Here is a 16,507-nt window from a genome sequence, read left to right as displayed (position 1 = left end):
GCCTGCCGGACAAGGCAGGATGTGTACTTTATGAAAAAGGCTCCCCGTGTGTTTGTTTCATCAAAGCTCGGGATATGGGTTTAATGGTGCGTCCAGCCAGCACGGCAAAGGCGGACATAAACGGATGTCCAAACCAGTCTTGAATTTTTCTACCTACCCATAGTCGTTTCTCAAAGGCTGATTTCCAGGATTGGGTGTATTCCTCCTCAATCAGGTATCTTCTTTGAGTTGTGTCTGACCAATGGTTAAGGATAATTTTCGTCAACATATTGGCAGAATGAATGGCCATTCCCATACCATTTCCGCAAAGAGGTGTGATCATCCCTGCCGAATCACCGCACATCAGAACGTGGTTGTGTACGGGTTCTTTTTGCTCAAAGGTGATTTCGTTGATCACTTCGGGTTTCTCTAGCAGGAATTCGCTGTTGCGGAAAATGTCTTTCAAGTAAGGATTCTCCTGAAGTACCCTGCGTTCCGTTTCGGGAATGTTGCCATGTTTCCGCACATTGTCCCGATGAGTCAGGTAGCAGAGGTTGTACCGGTCCTTCTCGACTTTATTGATACCACAGTAGCCGTTTCTAAAATTGTGAAGGGCCACTGTTTTATCATCAAAATCCGATTTGATGTGGTACTTTACTCCTAAATAAGGTGACTTTCGCGTCATGAAGGCCCGGTCTTGTTGCTTGTCAAGTGTGGAACGTTTACCGAAAGCGCCGATCACGAATTGCGCCTGCATCACTTCTCCCGTCCCAAGTTCACAATGAAAGTGATCTTCCTGAAATTGAATTTCGTTGACGGAAACTCCTTCTCTAATGTCAACCCCTTCTTTTTTTAGCAGGTTAGCAAGCCATTCATCCCATGCGTATCGACTTACACCAAAACCACCCAGGTCCAGTGCCATTTGCATTTTTCGACCACCAATAGAGGTCAATTGAAACTGTTCCATGCTTGCCGGCTCCAGCTCATGCGGAAACAAATCGTGCTTTTCCAGAAAGGGAATCACTTCGTTGGAAATGTATTCGCCACAGACCCGATGAAAGGGATAGCGTTTTTTCTCAATCAAGGTCACTTCCAATCCTGCACGAGAAAGCAGGATGGCATTGAATAACCCGGACAACCCTCCCCCAACTATGATGACATCTTTCATTCTAATTTATATCCCCCTTTTCGGGAACAATAATAATCATTGATGTACCAATTCGATCGTAAGAGATTAACCCATCTTTATTTTCATCTAGCTTTGTGAAGTCCTATGCTTCCCGAATTCCATCAACATCAAAAGATCGCTATCCCGCTTGGCTTGTTTTTGCTCGCTGGTTTGGCCTTGTTCATCAATCTGGGGAGTTATCCTTTGTTTCTGGAAGAGCCGCGAAGGGCTTTGATTGCACTGGAAATGTATTTGAGTGATCAATGGATGGTCCCCACGCAATTCGGGGAAGCTTATTTTAAGAAACCACCTATCTGGAATTGGGTCATTCTTTTCTCTCATACGATTTTTGGGGACTTCTCGGAGTGGACCATACGGTTTTTCGGTGTAGTTTCCTTCCTGTTGATGGGTGTGATAACCTGGTGGGTAGGAGATAAGTATGTCAATTTTTCATTTGGCGTCCATGCTGCGTTGCTGGTCCTGACCATGGCCGATGCCTTGTATTATCTGACCGTTGTTTCGGGTGAAATAGATCTTTTTTATTCGTTGATCACTTACGCGGGAATTGTGCTGATCTTTTTCCTCAGAGAAAAAGGAGAGTTTGCGTGGATGTTTTTCCTTGGGTACGTTTTTGCGGCCATTGGTTTATTGACCAAAGGGCTGCCATCGCTGGTATTCCTGGCCATCACTTTGTTGATTGCTTTATGGGACGGCTATCGATTAAAAAAGCTTTGGAGTGCAGGCCATTTGTTAGGCATCGTTGCTTTTGCCGCGATCATTGGATGGTTCGCCTGGAGCTACACCCCATATGGAGAGGTGAGCCAATACATTACTACGCTTTGGACAGAATCGCGGGATAAGACGGCCGTAGGAACATTCAATGCACAGCGATTTTTAGTGCATTTGGTGTTATTCCCACTTGAGACGTTGAAAAATATTTTACCCGCAGGTTTCCTGTTGCTATTTGCGTGGAGAAAAAGCTTTTGGGATCAGCTCCGCTCCCATCGATTGATCCGGTTCAGCTTTTGGGTTTCTCTGACCAATATTTTGTTGTACTGGCTTTCTCCTGAAACCGGGTCCAGGTATCTCTACATGCTGTACCCTTTTATCATTATCGTGCTGCTTTATGCGTTTCATCTTGCTCCGACACATGTTGGCAGGGACAAAGCCTTCAAGGTTATTGGCCTGGTCGTGTTGGGATTGTTTTTTACGGCGACTGTTAGTTATCCTTTTATTCTTACCAAACAGGTGCCTGATGGAGCGATGATTGCCAGTCTGATGGTTGCCTGCTTAATGCCGTTTTTGATCTATGGTTTTCTGAAATTGCAAAAGTGGAGATTGCTCTTGATCATGACCGGTTTTCTTTTAATACGAGTTGTTTTTGACTTCAGTGTGCATCCTTTACGAGCACAGGATTCACCCATGCAGGAGTATAAACAACGAGGAATTCAATTAACTGAAGTGGCGGAAGATCATCCGATCTTTATTTACAAAGACACGAGAATCAGCTACACCAGCGCCTTTTATACGACACGAGAAAGCAAAAGAGTTATTCGTCGGACTGAGAATAAGGAATTTGACGGTTTGTATCTAGTTCGGGAAGACTTACTTAAAGGAGAGGAATACCAGGTTCGATACTTAATGCCATATCGAGACACGACAGTCTACCTAGTCCGTTTTCGCTAGATCATTCGCCTAAGTCGGAACTTTCTGCGATACACAGCACCGTCACGGTACAGTTTCATTCTGATTTTCATCCCATCTTTTTTGCGAAGCAAGGCGTTCAGATCAGAAAGCTTGGCATTGCTCAGGTTTCGTCCGTTGATATTCAAGACCCTATCTCCTACTTCAATGCCCACTTCGGCGGCAGGAGAATCATCTTCCAGGTGTTTCACAACCAAAGAATCAAGAAATTCTTTTTTCACTCCCAGGTGAATACCACTCATATCGAACTCAAAGTTTCTACTGTGATTTTTACTTTTCGCCAGGTACAGCTTGCCATTGAAATAATCAAATGTTGGGTTGAACCGACTCAACAATTCACCGCCGACAGTCCCATGCCTGGAGCCTCTTTTGATCGCGTTGCTATAAGATCCTTCATAAGGAATTGAGACGAGCACCTCATCAAAACCGTAGCGACCGATCTCATATTTGTTGAGCCTGCCGACCATTCCTGAAATTTCGCCACCGAGCCCCTGGCCCAGGCGTGCGGTAATGGTTTCTTCAGGCATTTGTAAGTCATCAGTGTTGTGCACATCAAGTAAAAGCGCATGACTTGCTCCAGTATCCACCATGAGTTTAACAGAATTACCGTTTCCATTATCACTGGTCAGATTTGAGCGAATGTAAGGTTTGGTATCGTCCAGGCTGATGTCAATTGCTTCGAAATACTTGCGAGGCTTGTATTTTCTTGGATTGTGCAAAGTGAGTTTGCGCTCATCATAATCAATCTCAACTACAAACCTTCGGAAGATATCATACCCAATGATGCCGTAGATCTCATCACCTAAATTTTCTTTCAGACCTAAATAGTCTTCTTTGAGCACGAGCATGCTCATTTGTTCGCCGTTAATATCTTCAGGAAGGCCCAATGTTACATTTGTGGCCACATATGCTTCCACTGAATCTCTGATCCCCGGAGCAGCAATATGGATTTCTCGCACGTAGTTAAGCCCGACCAGGTCTCCAAAGGCTTTTTCTGTCAGTACGGTAGCTTCTGCACCCGTATCCACAATAAACTTCATGCTTAAGAAGTTATTGATAGAGACCGGGATCACGATCAAGTTGTTATACATCTCAAACTTGAAGGAGACTTTTTTCTGCTTCTTTTTGGGAAAAACAAAACCTATGGTCTGCTGAGAAAAAGCAGATAAGCCAAATAGGCAGATGAGTGATATGAGCAAAAACCTCTTCATAGGGCCACGATCTCAAATTTTTGGTTGGGTATTGATCTTAACAAGTAAAAGAAGAACTACCCTAACATCAGATTCATTCCTCGGGTATTTGGAATGCGTGTGTCTATAAATTTAAAAACGAGAAACGAGCTTAACAAGTTCTGGGCTTACGTACTTGTAAATAATCCCGCTAGAATTCACCAGCGGGCTGACAAAAGGTAAATTCCTGTTGGAATTGTCCTCTTGGGACGTTTATTCTTTAGTTGGAAATATCAGAATGAACAGAGAAGCGCTTATCGAACTAGTAGTGAAGATCATTCAAATTGAAGGATCAGAAGCAGAAATTGACGGTTGGATTGAACTTCTGGAAAGAAATGTTCGGCATCCAGGGGTTTCTGATTTGATATATCATGATGAACTTTCTCCCGAAGAAATTGTCGATACGGCTTTAAAGTATCAATCAATTCAACTTTAAACAATGGACGAAAGAGCATTTAAAACAATCATTGATTACTTAGAAAGGGTACCATCCCTGCAGAAACCTATTTCTTTTGGTGGCGATGATGGGCTTTGGTGGATCAAATTCTCTTTAGATATCAAGCATTCGTTGGCATGGCATGTTGTTCAGGAACTGGGACATGTTATCAACTACTTATCGTTGAATGAGAGACTTCCGACAATTTTTTATCCCGTTTCGCCTCCTCCCTATATGAACGGTGGACCCGACGAGTTTTTATCATGGGTGATAGAAACTACTGATAAAGAATTTAAACCAGGGACACTTGCAAAATGGCTGGAAGGAAGATTACCAAGACCGGTTGACGACTTGGCCGAATGGTCAGAAGACTAACTTCGTTTGAGGTAATATTTAATCAAACAACTTCGTGATGTCTTCCTTGCTCAGACTTTTCACGAAGCTTTCCTCAATTGAAATGAGTTCCTGGGCCAGCTTGAGTTTGCTTTGCTGTAGGATCAGTATTTTTTCTTCTACCGTATCTCGAGCGATGAATTTGTAAGTGAAGACTTTGTTTTTCTGCCCGATACGATGCGCCCGGTCGATGGCCTGAGCTTCTATGGCAGGGTTCCACCAGGGATCTAAGATGAACACATAGTCTGCTTTTGTGAGGTTCAGTCCTAGTCCACCTGCTTTTAGCGAGATCAGGAAGACATTGATGTCTTCGTTTTCCTGAAACTTCATGACCTGATCTTTGCGATCTTTTACACTACCGTCCAGGTACGCGTATGGGATCTGCTGGTCGTTGAGGTATTTACCCACCAACTTGAGATGCTTCACAAACTGGCTAAAGATCAGGATATTGTGATCGCCACGAAGCGCATTTTCGATCATGTAAGCCACATCCTGGAATTTCCCAGAATCGCCTTGATAGGTTTCATCCGTCAGTACCGGGTGATTGGCGATCTGACGCAACTTCGTAAGCCCTTGCAACAATAAGAACTGTGAGTTTTTCAGTCCTTCTGTCTCAATCAGGTCGAGGATCTTATTGCGGTATTGATTCTTTTCTCTTTCGTAGACCTCACGTTGTTGATCCGAAAGATCACAATAAGTTACATTGATCACTTTTTCCGGGAGATCCGTTGCCACCTGAGACTTTTCCCGGCGCAGGATGAAAGGTTTGATCATGGCATTGAGCCGCTTTACCTTTTTCTCATCGTTGCGCTTTTCGATCGGAAGCAAATACTCCGTTTTGAAATAGTTCTTGGAACCCAGCAGTCCCGGGTTGGCAAATGAAAGCTGGGACCACAGGTCCATGGTACTGTTTTCGATAGGCGTACCACTCAGGATCAATTTCCGTCTGGATTTCAATTCCTTCACAGACTTGGCAATGATCGATTCCGGATTTTTGATGGCCTGAGATTCATCAAGCACGATGTAATTGAAGTAGAACTCTCCCAGGATCTCAACATCCAGGCGAGTGATGCCGTAGCTGGTAATCACCAGATCATAGTTTGAAAACTGTGCATGATCTTTGACCCGATTGGAGCCCGTGTATTTCAGGATTTTGAGTTTCGGAGTAAACTTACTGGCCTCCATTTCCCAGTTGTAGATCAGGGACGTGGGCATGATCAGCAAGGACGTAGTGCCCGGATGCTGTTCGCAGGTATCCTGCAGCATAGCCAGGGTTTGCACGGTTTTACCCAGACCCATGTCATCGGCCAGGCATCCGCCAAATGCATATTCATCGAGAAACCGCAACCAGTTGAAGCCTGCTTGCTGATAAGGCCTCAAGTCTCCTTTGAAATCAGAAGGGATGACCTGTTCCTCTATTTCGTTGAAATCTAACAGGCGGTTCAGCTTTCTCGTGATAGAAACACTGGCCGCGTTGTTTTCTTTCAACTCATTGACGAGCGCCAGGTGATATTTTTCCAGTCGGATGTTCTCGTCATTCTCATCACTCGAAAACGCAAATAAATCGCTGTATTGCTCAATCCAATTGTCAGGAATGATGCCTATTTCTCCGTTGGGAAGTCGAACCTCATTTTTCTTCTGGAGGATCAGTTTCCGAATGGTTTTGAAGGGCACTTCGTAGCTGCCAAACCGTACCACGGCTTTGATATCGAACCAGTCAATACCTTCTTCGATCTTGATGTCAATGGAAGATTCACCCAGGAAGTAGACCTTACCATTATTTTGAATCTGACAAACATCGATGTTAAGTTCCCGAAGCAGATTGCGCTGTTCATTGAGCCAGGCAAAAATTTGCCCTTCAGTCATGGTGGCTCTTGAATTCCGAACAACCAGACCACTGTCACCGAGTTGCTTTAGGATCGATTTTTCAACCTCTAGCTTTCTGCGAATTCGATGGAACGTATAGTCTTCACCATTTTTCTCCAAGGAGACACTTACTTCTTTCAGCTGATCTGCACGGAATTGATATTGACCATAACCCAACTGAAGTTCGATCAGTACTTTCTTTTCCCGGTTTTTATCTTCCTCTTTTTGCTCGTCAAACAAGGAAATGGGCTTGGAACTCGCTTGTTGTACTTCCGAAAGTGTAAGTACTGGTTTGGGCTCGTAGCTTTCCGTCTGTATGTCGAATCCCTTGGCATAGACGTCAAAAGAGGCCACAAGGGGCGCTACGAACTTTTGGAAGTACGTTTCTTCAACATTTTTCGGGATCAGGATAAATTTCTTATTTAGAAAAGGTTTGATCTTGCCACCACTGATTTCTTTTTCGAAGGTGAACAGTTGGTTATCTACTACGATCCACGCGGGCTCACTGCACACGATGTAGCTCCCGTTGTGGCGAAATTCCAGCTTTTCTCCTTTTAGTTTGATGGTCGGGAAATAATGTGTGTTGTCCTCGTTTTTTCGGAAGTGAAAAAGCACTGTCGCTTTTTCTTCCAGGATCTTGATCTCCCGCCAGGCAGGCTCACCATCTGATCCCATTTCAAACAGCATCTTTCCCGCGAGGAGGGGTAAAATCTCCGACCTTCTTCTTTCCAGGTAATTGTGGATTTCTCGCTGCAAGGTTTCGTCCCCAACCTTTTTGTCATAGGTTTTCAGGAAGAACTGATCCGGCTTGATTTTCTTCTTGGTAAAGTGCTTGATCACTTTGTCCTGCTGCATGTTGTCCATGATCTTGATCAGCTTGTAATCGTTCTCGTCCAGTCCGGAGTTGAACTCAGCCGCATTCTTAGAAGAAATGTTTTGATGAGAGAAGGTCAGCTGTCCCTTCCCGTCTAACTGAATAACAAATGATTCGAAAATGTAACCCAGGTATTCGTGATCAAATAACGAATAGATCAATTTGAACGGCTGTTCCGGGGCTACTTTCATAAAATTTTTAAAGAAGCAAACTCCGAATCTATCATATTTTGAAGAGAAATTATATTAAGGAAAAGTAAAGCTTTTGCCGGCTGCCGGAAATCCACAACCTCAGGCCGACCTAAAGTGCTCTAAGTGAGATTTTTCTTGCTGCCAGGCGGGCAGGTTGGAAGGAGGCCAAAAAAGTTATCAACACTACACAAATGCAGGTGGTCATCACATCAAACCATTCTACTTTGACTGGATAGGCTTCCATGATCGCTGTTTGCATGCCCATGGAGATGATCCCGAATTCCTGCTGTATGTAGCTGATCGATACGCCCAAAGTAAGCCCGACAAAAGCGCCCACCAGCGCGACCAATCCCCCTTCCCAAAGGAAGATTTTCCGGATCAGAGAAGCATCGGCGCCTTGTGCGGCCAGGATGGAAATATCTTTCTGTTTATCGATGGCGAGCATCATCAAAGCGAAGTAGATATTGATAGAAGCAATGCCGATGATCAGGGAAAAAGTGACAAAGACAAAGAACTTTTCAATCTTCAAAACCTTGTACAGGTCTTCGTGTATTTCGTCGTTGGTTTGGACCGTATATTGGTTGCCCAATGCATCTGATAGCCTTTTTTTGGTTTCAGGTAAGTTTTTCAGCTCATCCACCTTTATCTCCAGTGCATTTCGCTTATTGCCGTATCTCAGCAAGTCCTGGGCAAAGGCCAGCGGAACGAGCATGTAGTTGTCATCGTAATGTTTTTCCACCGAGAAAATGCCGCCGGGCAGGATGTGGCGGACGGTCGTCAGTCGCTCAGGGTTGACCACTCCGGGGCCAATATCCCTGGGATAGTATACCTGAATAGTGCGAAACTCGTCGGATGGGTTGATGTTTAGGTCCAGCTGAATGCCTTTGCCAACAATGGCATAGCCTACATTATTATAAACCAATACCAACTCTCCCGAAACCTGGGTTCGGTCCAGGCGATTTTGTTGCAGGAAATTATCTGAAACTCCTTTCATGCGAACTACACGTTGTGCATCGTCATATTTGATAAGCACATTATCTTCGATCACTTCTGTGACAATTGCCACACCTTCCACATCATAGATCGCCTGAGAAAGACTATCAGTGAATACGAATGACCGACCTTCTGTCGCAGTGATTCTGATTTCAGGATCAAAATCGCTGTAAATCGATCGCAATAGCCCTTCCAGCCCATTGAAAACAGAAAGTACGATGATCAATGCCATGGTTGCGATACCCACTACCAACATGGAGATCGTCGAGATCACATTGATGAAATTTTTCTTCTTACGAGAGAGAAAATAACGTTTCGCTATGAAAAGGGAGATATTCAATCCTGATCGTCTTTGCTTTCTGGCGGGATCACCAGGCTATTGATCAGTTTATCCATTTTGGAAGCTTGTTCGCCGGTATCATCATGGAAGAAGGCCAGTTCCGGAATTTTACGGATGCGCTTGCCGATCTTGTTACCCAGTAGTTTTCGCACTTCACTTTTTACATCATCCAGTCGTTGAAAAACCCCATCAGCATCAGTCACTGGTAAAACACTTAGATACACCCGGGCCAGGCTTAGGTCAGGAGATACCTCTACATCCGTAACAGTGACGAATGCATTACCGAAAAAATGCCTTGGGTCTTTCTGGAAGATCTCGGTCAGGTCTTTGAGGATCTGACGTGAATACTTGTTCTGCCGCTTTCCATCCATGCCCCAAATTTAGTGGGATTTCTCATCCCATTCATCCCGATTTCGGTCGGCCTTACATTTGAGAAGCCACACTTGACCCAACAACTTCAATTTTTATTTTATAAAAGGTCACAAAGTAGGGTTAATTTCGCCGGGAAATAGGATTTAGCCCATTGCTCCGGTTTTTCAAAGTAAACGATCCCTACCTACTGGTTGTCATCTTTCTCATACTGATTGCGGTCAGAAGTGTAGGTGTATGGCAGGGTTTTCCTATGCTTGAAACGCAGTTCAAGTGGCTGCTGCTCGGCGAAAGGCTTGGTGAGGGATTTCGCATGTACAGCGAAACTTTCGATTATACAGGTCCGCTGGCCGCTTATACTTACAAGTTTGTAGATGTCCTTTTTGGAAGGTCCTGGCTAAGTCATCAGATCCTGGCGACCCTGATTGTCATGATCCAGGCGAGTATATTGAACATCATCTTGTTGCGAAATGGTGCGTTCAAGGAGAATAATTACTTCCCTGCGTTTTTTTACATACTGGTAGCATCTGCCATTCCTGATGCCTATGCCTTGTCTCCGCAGTTGATGAGCCTTACCTTCATATTGTTGTCCCTCAACAATATCTTTCGCAGGATTGACAATGAGGTACAAGATGAACTCTTTCTTTACGCAGGATTGTATTTAGGCATTGCTATGCTGTTTTATCTGCCTGCGGTGGTGTACTTCGTAGTGATGCTGTCTTCTTTGCTCCTTTTTTCCTCTCCTGCAGCCAGAAGACTCATGTTGTTTTTCTATGGGTTGGTGGTGCCGGTGATCATTTCGTTTTGTTATTTCTATTGGTACGGCGCACAATGGGCATTTATAGATAGTTACCTGTTACGAGGTATTTTGAATGCTCGCAGTTACAATGTCGGTATTGTTCCCTTGTTAATTGCTGGATCGTTTTTCTTGTTTTTGAGTTTGTTGACCATCCTATCAGTATTATCGAAAGGGAAATACGCCAACTTCCAGACTAAAATTCAGCAAGTGATGCTCCTTACAATCGGTGGAGGGATGCTGGCCATGTTAGTGAGTGTGGAGCTGGGGTCTTCGCAGTTGATTTTATTTGTGCCGGCATTGAGCTTTTTCTTATCCCATTATGTCTTGCTGCTCCGTAAACCACTTTATCAGCTAACTGTGCCATATTTACTGGTTATCGGATTATTGGTTTATCCTTATTTACCATTCCATCAAACTAATTTGGAATTACCTCAGCCTGCGGAACAGAAGCAGGAAAAGTTGCTTTATTTCGGAAGTGGCCTGGGACCATACCAGACGTATCAGATAGGATCCCCATTTCTCGACCAAAAGCTAAGTAATCGATGGCTGGGAAAGTTGGACTATTATCAGCCGGCAGCCCGAATCCACGACAACTTGCTTGCGAGCGACCCGGATGTCATCATTGATGACCTGGGAGTAGTCAGTAAGCTTTTCTTCAGATTCCCACAGTTAGAAGCCCGCTACGAACGCCGTGGGTCTAGTTATTACAGGGTTCGGTAACCTCGTGAAGAGCGAACTGAGCTAGATGAACTGAACCCGTTGAACTAAGGCTGCCAAATTAAGTCTCTCGAAACTGAGCCTGTCGAAGGTTAGCAGCTGATCTTATTCACCCTTCTTTCATGGCGTCCGCCTTCGAAGGCCTCATTCAGGAATGCATCGACCATACTTTCGGCTAATTCAAAACCCACAAACCTCGCTGCCAAACAAATGACATTAGCGTTGTTGTGTTGTCTACTAAGTTTTGCCAGGTCTCTATCCCATACTAAGGCTGCACGAATGCCTTGGTGTTTATTGGCTGTGATCGCAACCCCTTGCCCACTTCCGCAAATGAGTACGCCCATTTCATTTTTACCTTCTTCAATAGAAGTGCAGGCCGGGTGCACAAAATCAGGATAGTCCGCAGAATCAGCGCTGAAAGGGCCAAAATCTTCTACCTCGTATCCTTTTTCTCGTAAGGAGGCGACTAGTTTTTCTTTGTAGTAATATCCGGCGTGATCTCCGCCGATGGCTATTTTTTTAGGTGGCATGGGTCAGGTTGTTGAAAGTTCTTCAGAAGAATCGCGGTTCAAAACTCTTTTTGAGATCAGTATACTGATTTGGTACAAGAGAATAAGCGGGATAGCGATCAGCACCTGGCTAAATACATCGGGGGGTGTCACGATGGCACCAAGGATCAAGATCGCTACGATGGCATGTTTGCGGTATTGCTTCATCAATGCGGGAGTCACCAGACCGGCTTTGGTCAGGAAAAATACTAACACAGGAAGCTGAAACAGCAATGCACAGGCCAGCACAAGCGTCGAGACTAGCCCAACATAAGAGATGATATCTATCTCATTTAGGATCGACGGGTCGATCTGGTAGTTCGTAAGGAAGTAAACGGAGATCGGTGCGATCACGAAGTATCCGAAGAGTACACCTAAGGCAAACAAAATGCTCACATAGAAGGTCGCTCCACGTGCTGCTCTACGCTCTCTAGGATAAAGTCCAGGCTTCACAAACCGCCAGATCTCCCAAAAGGCATAGGGAAAGGCGATGATCAGTCCAATGACAAAAGAGGACGTGATGTGCATCATGAACTGTCCGGTCATTTGACGGCTCTGAATGATGAAGGGCAATTCCTCAATACAAAACGCATCAACACCTATCGCGGAAGATAACTCGCACAGGGTTCGGAAAGTCCAAAAGTCGGCTTTTGAAGGTCCCAAAATGACCATGCCAAAGACAATGTCCTTGGACACAAAAGCTGCGATTGCGAAAACCACAATTGCAACCAGTGATCGAATGATGTGCCAACGAAGTTCCTCAAGGTGATCGAGGAACGACATTTCACCTTCTTCGGGTTCCTGATCCAAAGGAGCAGGAGTTTGATCTTCGGATGCCAGACGTCTTTCCACTTAGATTAGCTTACAAACAAAGGACGATCTTTCATCCAGTTATTGACTTCAGTGCGGATTGCTTTCAACTTGGCTTCATCCTCTCTGTTCATGAGCGCCTCATCGATGTGTTCAACGATTCTCTCCATGTCCGCTTCTTTCAATCCACGGGTAGTAACCGCAGCCGTACCAGTTCGGATACCGGAAGTCACGAATGGTGACTTGTCGTCGAAAGGAACCATGTTCTTATTGACCGTGATATCGACCTGACCAAGTGCTGCTTCCGCTTCTTTCCCGGAGACATCTTTAGATCGAAGGTCGATCAACATCATGTGATTGTCCGTACCTTCAGAGATCACTTTATAGCCTTTGCTGACAAAAGCCTGTGCCATTACTGCAGCATTTTTCTTCACCTGTAGGATATAGGACATGTACTCGTCACTCAATGCTTCACCAAAAGCCACAGCTTTAGCAGCGATAACGTGCATCAACGGACCACCCTGTGTTCCTGGGAATACGCCCGAATCGAGCAAACTGCTCATCATTCTGGTCTTGCCTTTGGGTGTTTTCAGTCCGAAAGGATTCTCAAAATCCTCCCGCATCATGATCAATCCGCCTCTCGGTCCGCGAAGTGTTTTATGCGTAGTGGTCGTCACGATGTGGCAATGATCCAGCGGATCGTTCAACAAGCCACGTGCGATTAAACCGGCAGGATGAGATACATCTGCTAGTAACAACGCACCATTTTCATCGGCAATTGCTCGTAATCGGGCATAATCCCAGTCGCGGCTGTAAGCAGAAGCTCCACAGATGATCAGCTCTGGTTTTTCTTTGGCCGCTGTAGCTTCTACGGTATCATAATTGATCAGGCCGGTTGCTTCTTCCACACCGTAGAAAGATGGCTGGTAAAGCTTTCCTGAGAAATTCACGGGTGAACCATGGGTCAGGTGACCTCCATGAGATAAGTCAAAACCCAAAATTTTTGCTCCTGGCTTTAAGATCGCCAGCATGACAGCAGCGTTGGCTTGAGCACCTGAATGAGGCTGAACATTGGACCAGGTGGCACCGAAAAGTTCATTGATCCTTTCCTTAGCCAGATTTTCCGCTTCGTCAACAACTTCACATCCTCCATAATAACGCTTTCCGGGGAGTCCTTCTGCGTATTTATTCGTAAGTACGGAACCTTGAGCCTCCATCACTTGAGAGGAAGCAAAGTTTTCAGAAGCTATAAGCTCCAAACCATTGACCTGACGATCATTTTCGCGACCGATCAGATCGAACAATTGTTGATCTCGCTGCATGGGCCAAAATTAGGTCCAAATCCTTAAGATTCTATAACTCTTTATTATGTCCTTCTTGCTGATTGTAAAATATGCTACAGATAACATCAAATTCATCTGTTTTTTACAAGGACAATGCATTCGATGGATAGTTTTTCCTAAAAAAAAATCCCGACCATCGGGCCGGGATCCATGTATGCTTATTTCTGAGAACTTCGGAGATTAACTTTCCTTAGAATACCAGACTATTCTCCATCATGTATTCGGCAATCTGCACCGCATTTGTAGCAGCACCTTTTCTGAGGTTATCTGCTACGATCCAGAGATTTACCGTGTTAGGCTGGGTATCATCCCGGCGAATTCTGCCGACGAATACTTCATCCTTGCCATGTGCGGTGATCGGCATAGGATACACATTGTTCGCAGGATCGTCCTGCACTACAACGCCTGGAGTTTCGGCTAGTATGCCTGTCAATTCTTTTAGATCGTAATCTTCGTTGAATTCGATATTCACAGACTCGGCATGTCCACCTACAGCGGGAATACGTACGCAAGTAGCAGTCACTTCGATACTGTAGTCATTGAGGATCTTCTTGGTTTCATTGACCATTTTCATTTCCTCCTTGGTATAGCCATTATCGAAGAAAACATCGATGTGAGGCAAAGCATTCTGATCTATCGCATGGGGATACACCATAGGTCCGTCCACTCCTTTGCGCTCATTATTCATTTGATCGACTGCATCTTTACCTGTTCCGGTCACAGATTGATAAGTAGAAACGACGATTCTCTTGATCCCGTAACGTTCATGCAATGGCGCCAGGGCCAATACCATTTGAATGGTGGAACAGTTCGGATTGGCAATGATACGATCATCGATGCGAAGGTCCTTCCCATTGATTTCAGGAACCACGAGTTTTTTGTCAGGATCCATTCTCCAGGCAGAAGAGTTATCGATGACGATGGTACCCGCCTCTTCAAATTTTGGAGCCCACTCTTTAGAAGTGCCTCCTCCGGCAGAGAAAATAGCCACATCCGGTTTGACTGCAATGGCGTCATCCATGCCGATTACTGTCCAGTCTTTCTGTTTACAGGTAATCGTCTTTCCAATTGATCTCGGCGAAGCCACAGGGATCAATTCACTGAATTCAACATTTCTTTCTTCCAGTACTCGTAGCACCTCTTGTCCTACCAGACCGGTTGCACCAACAACGGCCAGTTTCATTTTATGTAAGAATTTGCTTTAAAAATTCGTGGGGTGGCCGCAAAACTACCAATTTTGCTTGTTCAACGAAACCGAGTTACATGCTTTTGGTTCCATTTTCATCGGTTAATTTTGATAAGGGGCAAATCAGCAGCAACTGTTACCTATTCAGATCACCGACCAATTTTGACCGATGATACAAATCAACCCTTCTTTCAGCTTAAGGCTAAAACGATTTTTACCCTGTCTATTCATCCTAATATTGGCTTGTGTCGAGCCGTTCGACTTCCAATCCATTGGATTTGATCGAAAACTAGTAGTTGATGCGTCACTCACCAATGAAGCTCGAGAGCATTTTGTCAACTTGAGCTATACTTTTCCTCTGGATACGAATCTCAATTTGGCGGGATCTGATGCCGAAGTGGCATTTATTGAAGCCTCGGGAAACAGGGTTGTATTGAGAGAAACCACGCCGGGGCATTATGTGACCAATCCCAATTATGCGGGGATTCCAGGACAGACCTATCGATTATCAATCGTATTGCCGGATGGCCAGGAATTCTTATCTGACCCGGAGTTATTGCGTGATCCGGTCCCCATCGATAGCGTTTATGCGGAATACACTTCTATCCCAGTGCAGGATCTGAATGGCAATGATTTTACAGGCGTCCAGATTTTTGTTGACGCTCAGTCTGATGCGGAAGAGCCACATAGTTTTCGCTACGATTACGTAGAAAGCTATGAAGTACCTGTGCCCTATCCCTCTGAATTTGACTGGATGGGTGGTGGGGACAATTTTCAGCTGATTGAAAGGCCCCAGCCGCTGGGCACTTGCTATCGGGTAGGTTATCCAACATCTCCATTACTTGCCACTACCAGAGGACTTATCGAAAACAGGATCTTTCAGTTCAGGGTCCGTTTCATAAGCGAATTTGCTCGTGAGTTGGCTTATCAGTACATCATTGCAGTGAGGCAGTTGACCATCTCCAACAATGCTCACACTTATTTTAAACAACTGCGTGAATCCAATGAGTCACAAGGTAGCTTATCAGACGAGCAACTCGGAACCATGCCAAGCAACATTAAGAATGTAGACAATCCACTGGATTTGGTGCTGGGTTATTTTGAAGTGGCTGGTGTGACAGAAGTCAAAAAGAGGCTGAGCTATCATGAATTCCTTGATGAAGGCATACAGACTGAGGAATGGATTTGCGAACCGCATCCACTTCTTCCGGATCCCGGGGGGTTGGATTTTAACGATATCAATTGTTATTCCCGAGGTGAGACGACATTTAATGTGCTGATCATCGAAGAAGACTTTATCATTTCCAGAGATGGGGATACCACCTTTTTTACCACCAGAACTTATGATTGGTCAGCATTAGAATTTGCGATGAATTCTCGCTGTTCCCCGAACCTCAGGATCACCAGTATGTCTCCCGCGGAAGATCAGGTTTCCGTTGCGCATTTCTTGTGTAGTGATTGCACAACTTACGGTACTGTAGAAAGGCCTGCGGTATGGGATGATTAGTCATTTCTACACTTCGAAAATAGCCTCAATTGTCTTGTATTTAGCCTTAGCAAAT

At 44.8% G+C, this 16,507-nt stretch carries 14 protein-coding genes; 5 read left to right on the top strand and 9 right to left on the bottom strand.

The genetic code is table 11. The features are described 5' to 3' along the window. Nucleotides 1-28: 28 nt before the first annotated feature. Nucleotides 29-1,147 carry an NAD(P)/FAD-dependent oxidoreductase gene (locus R8G66_29760; GenBank protein ID MDW3196600.1) on the bottom strand — a complete coding sequence of 373 codons (1,119 nt, stop codon included), beginning with the start codon at nt 1,145-1,147 and terminating at the stop codon, nt 29-31. A 105-nt stretch (nt 1,148-1,252) separates the two neighbouring features. Between R8G66_29760 and R8G66_29755 the strand changes: the two genes are divergently transcribed. Further along, on the top strand, nt 1,253-2,833 hold the full coding sequence (locus R8G66_29755) for a glycosyltransferase family 39 protein (protein MDW3196599.1): 1,581 nt from the start codon (nt 1,253-1,255) through the stop codon (nt 2,831-2,833). On the opposite strand, the gene R8G66_29750 is transcribed toward R8G66_29755, so the two are convergent. Then, a complete protein-coding gene (locus tag R8G66_29750) occupies nt 2,830-4,062 on the bottom strand; it encodes an aspartyl protease family protein (protein ID MDW3196598.1) in 1,233 nt (410 codons plus the stop codon). The two genes, R8G66_29755 and R8G66_29750, sit on opposite strands and share 4 nt — an antisense overlap. Nucleotides 4,063-4,348: 286 nt before the next feature. Here R8G66_29750 and R8G66_29745 point away from each other — a divergent pair, with 286 nt between their 5' ends. Further along, nucleotides 4,349-4,516, top strand: a complete 168-nt coding sequence (locus R8G66_29745) for a hypothetical protein (protein ID MDW3196597.1) — start codon at nt 4,349-4,351, stop codon at nt 4,514-4,516. A 3-nt stretch (nt 4,517-4,519) separates the two neighbouring features. Next, on the top strand, nt 4,520-4,891 hold the full coding sequence (locus tag R8G66_29740; GenBank protein ID MDW3196596.1) for a hypothetical protein: 372 nt from the start codon (nt 4,520-4,522) through the stop codon (nt 4,889-4,891). A gap of 18 nt (nt 4,892-4,909) precedes the next feature. Here the strand turns inward: R8G66_29740 and R8G66_29735 are convergent, their stop codons facing one another. From R8G66_29735 to rbfA, 3 genes are all read right to left on the bottom strand, one after another. Continuing rightward, complete coding sequence (locus tag R8G66_29735) at nt 4,910-7,840, bottom strand: DEAD/DEAH box helicase (GenBank protein MDW3196595.1); 2,931 nt, start codon at nt 7,838-7,840, stop codon at nt 4,910-4,912. Nucleotides 7,841-7,949: 109 nt separating this feature from the next. Then, nucleotides 7,950-9,173, bottom strand: a complete 1,224-nt coding sequence (locus R8G66_29730; protein MDW3196594.1) for an FtsX-like permease family protein — start codon at nt 9,171-9,173, stop codon at nt 7,950-7,952. Then, nucleotides 9,170-9,544 (bottom strand): 30S ribosome-binding factor RbfA, encoded by a 375-nt coding sequence (gene rbfA, locus R8G66_29725; GenBank protein ID MDW3196593.1) that lies wholly within the window; start codon nt 9,542-9,544, stop codon nt 9,170-9,172. The genes R8G66_29730 and rbfA overlap by 4 nt, the downstream gene beginning before the upstream one ends. Before the next feature lie 251 nt (nt 9,545-9,795). On the opposite strand from rbfA, the gene R8G66_29720 reads away from it, so the two are divergent. Further along, on the top strand, nt 9,796-11,061 hold the full coding sequence (locus R8G66_29720; GenBank protein MDW3196592.1) for a hypothetical protein: 1,266 nt from the start codon (nt 9,796-9,798) through the stop codon (nt 11,059-11,061). Between the two features lie 89 nt (nt 11,062-11,150). Here R8G66_29720 and rpiB read toward each other — a convergent pair whose 3' ends face one another. The 4 genes from rpiB to R8G66_29700 form a co-directional block, all read right to left on the bottom strand. Beyond that, the gene (gene rpiB, locus R8G66_29715) at nt 11,151-11,588 is read right to left on the bottom strand and encodes a ribose 5-phosphate isomerase B (protein MDW3196591.1); all 438 of its coding nucleotides are present in this window, start codon (nt 11,586-11,588) and stop codon (nt 11,151-11,153) included. 3 nt (nt 11,589-11,591) lie between these two features. Then, on the bottom strand, nt 11,592-12,389 hold the full coding sequence (gene tatC / locus R8G66_29710) for a twin-arginine translocase subunit TatC (protein MDW3196590.1): 798 nt from the start codon (nt 12,387-12,389) through the stop codon (nt 11,592-11,594). Nucleotides 12,390-12,463: 74 nt separating this feature from the next. After that, the gene (gene glyA, locus R8G66_29705; protein ID MDW3196589.1) at nt 12,464-13,738 is read right to left on the bottom strand and encodes a serine hydroxymethyltransferase; all 1,275 of its coding nucleotides are present in this window, start codon (nt 13,736-13,738) and stop codon (nt 12,464-12,466) included. A gap of 211 nt (nt 13,739-13,949) precedes the next feature. Then, complete coding sequence (locus R8G66_29700) at nt 13,950-14,942, bottom strand: aspartate-semialdehyde dehydrogenase (GenBank protein MDW3196588.1); 993 nt, start codon at nt 14,940-14,942, stop codon at nt 13,950-13,952. A gap of 172 nt (nt 14,943-15,114) precedes the next feature. Here R8G66_29700 and R8G66_29695 point away from each other — a divergent pair, with 172 nt between their 5' ends. Beyond that, nucleotides 15,115-16,452 (top strand): DUF4249 domain-containing protein, encoded by a 1,338-nt coding sequence (locus tag R8G66_29695; GenBank protein MDW3196587.1) that lies wholly within the window; start codon nt 15,115-15,117, stop codon nt 16,450-16,452. Nucleotides 16,453-16,507: the final 55 nt, after the last annotated feature.

The organism is Cytophagales bacterium (genome assembly GCA_033344775.1).
Lineage (GTDB): Bacteria > Bacteroidota > Bacteroidia > Cytophagales > Cyclobacteriaceae > JAWPMT01.
Note: the sequence above shows the minus strand (reverse complement) of the source record. Positions and strands in the feature narration are given on the sequence as shown.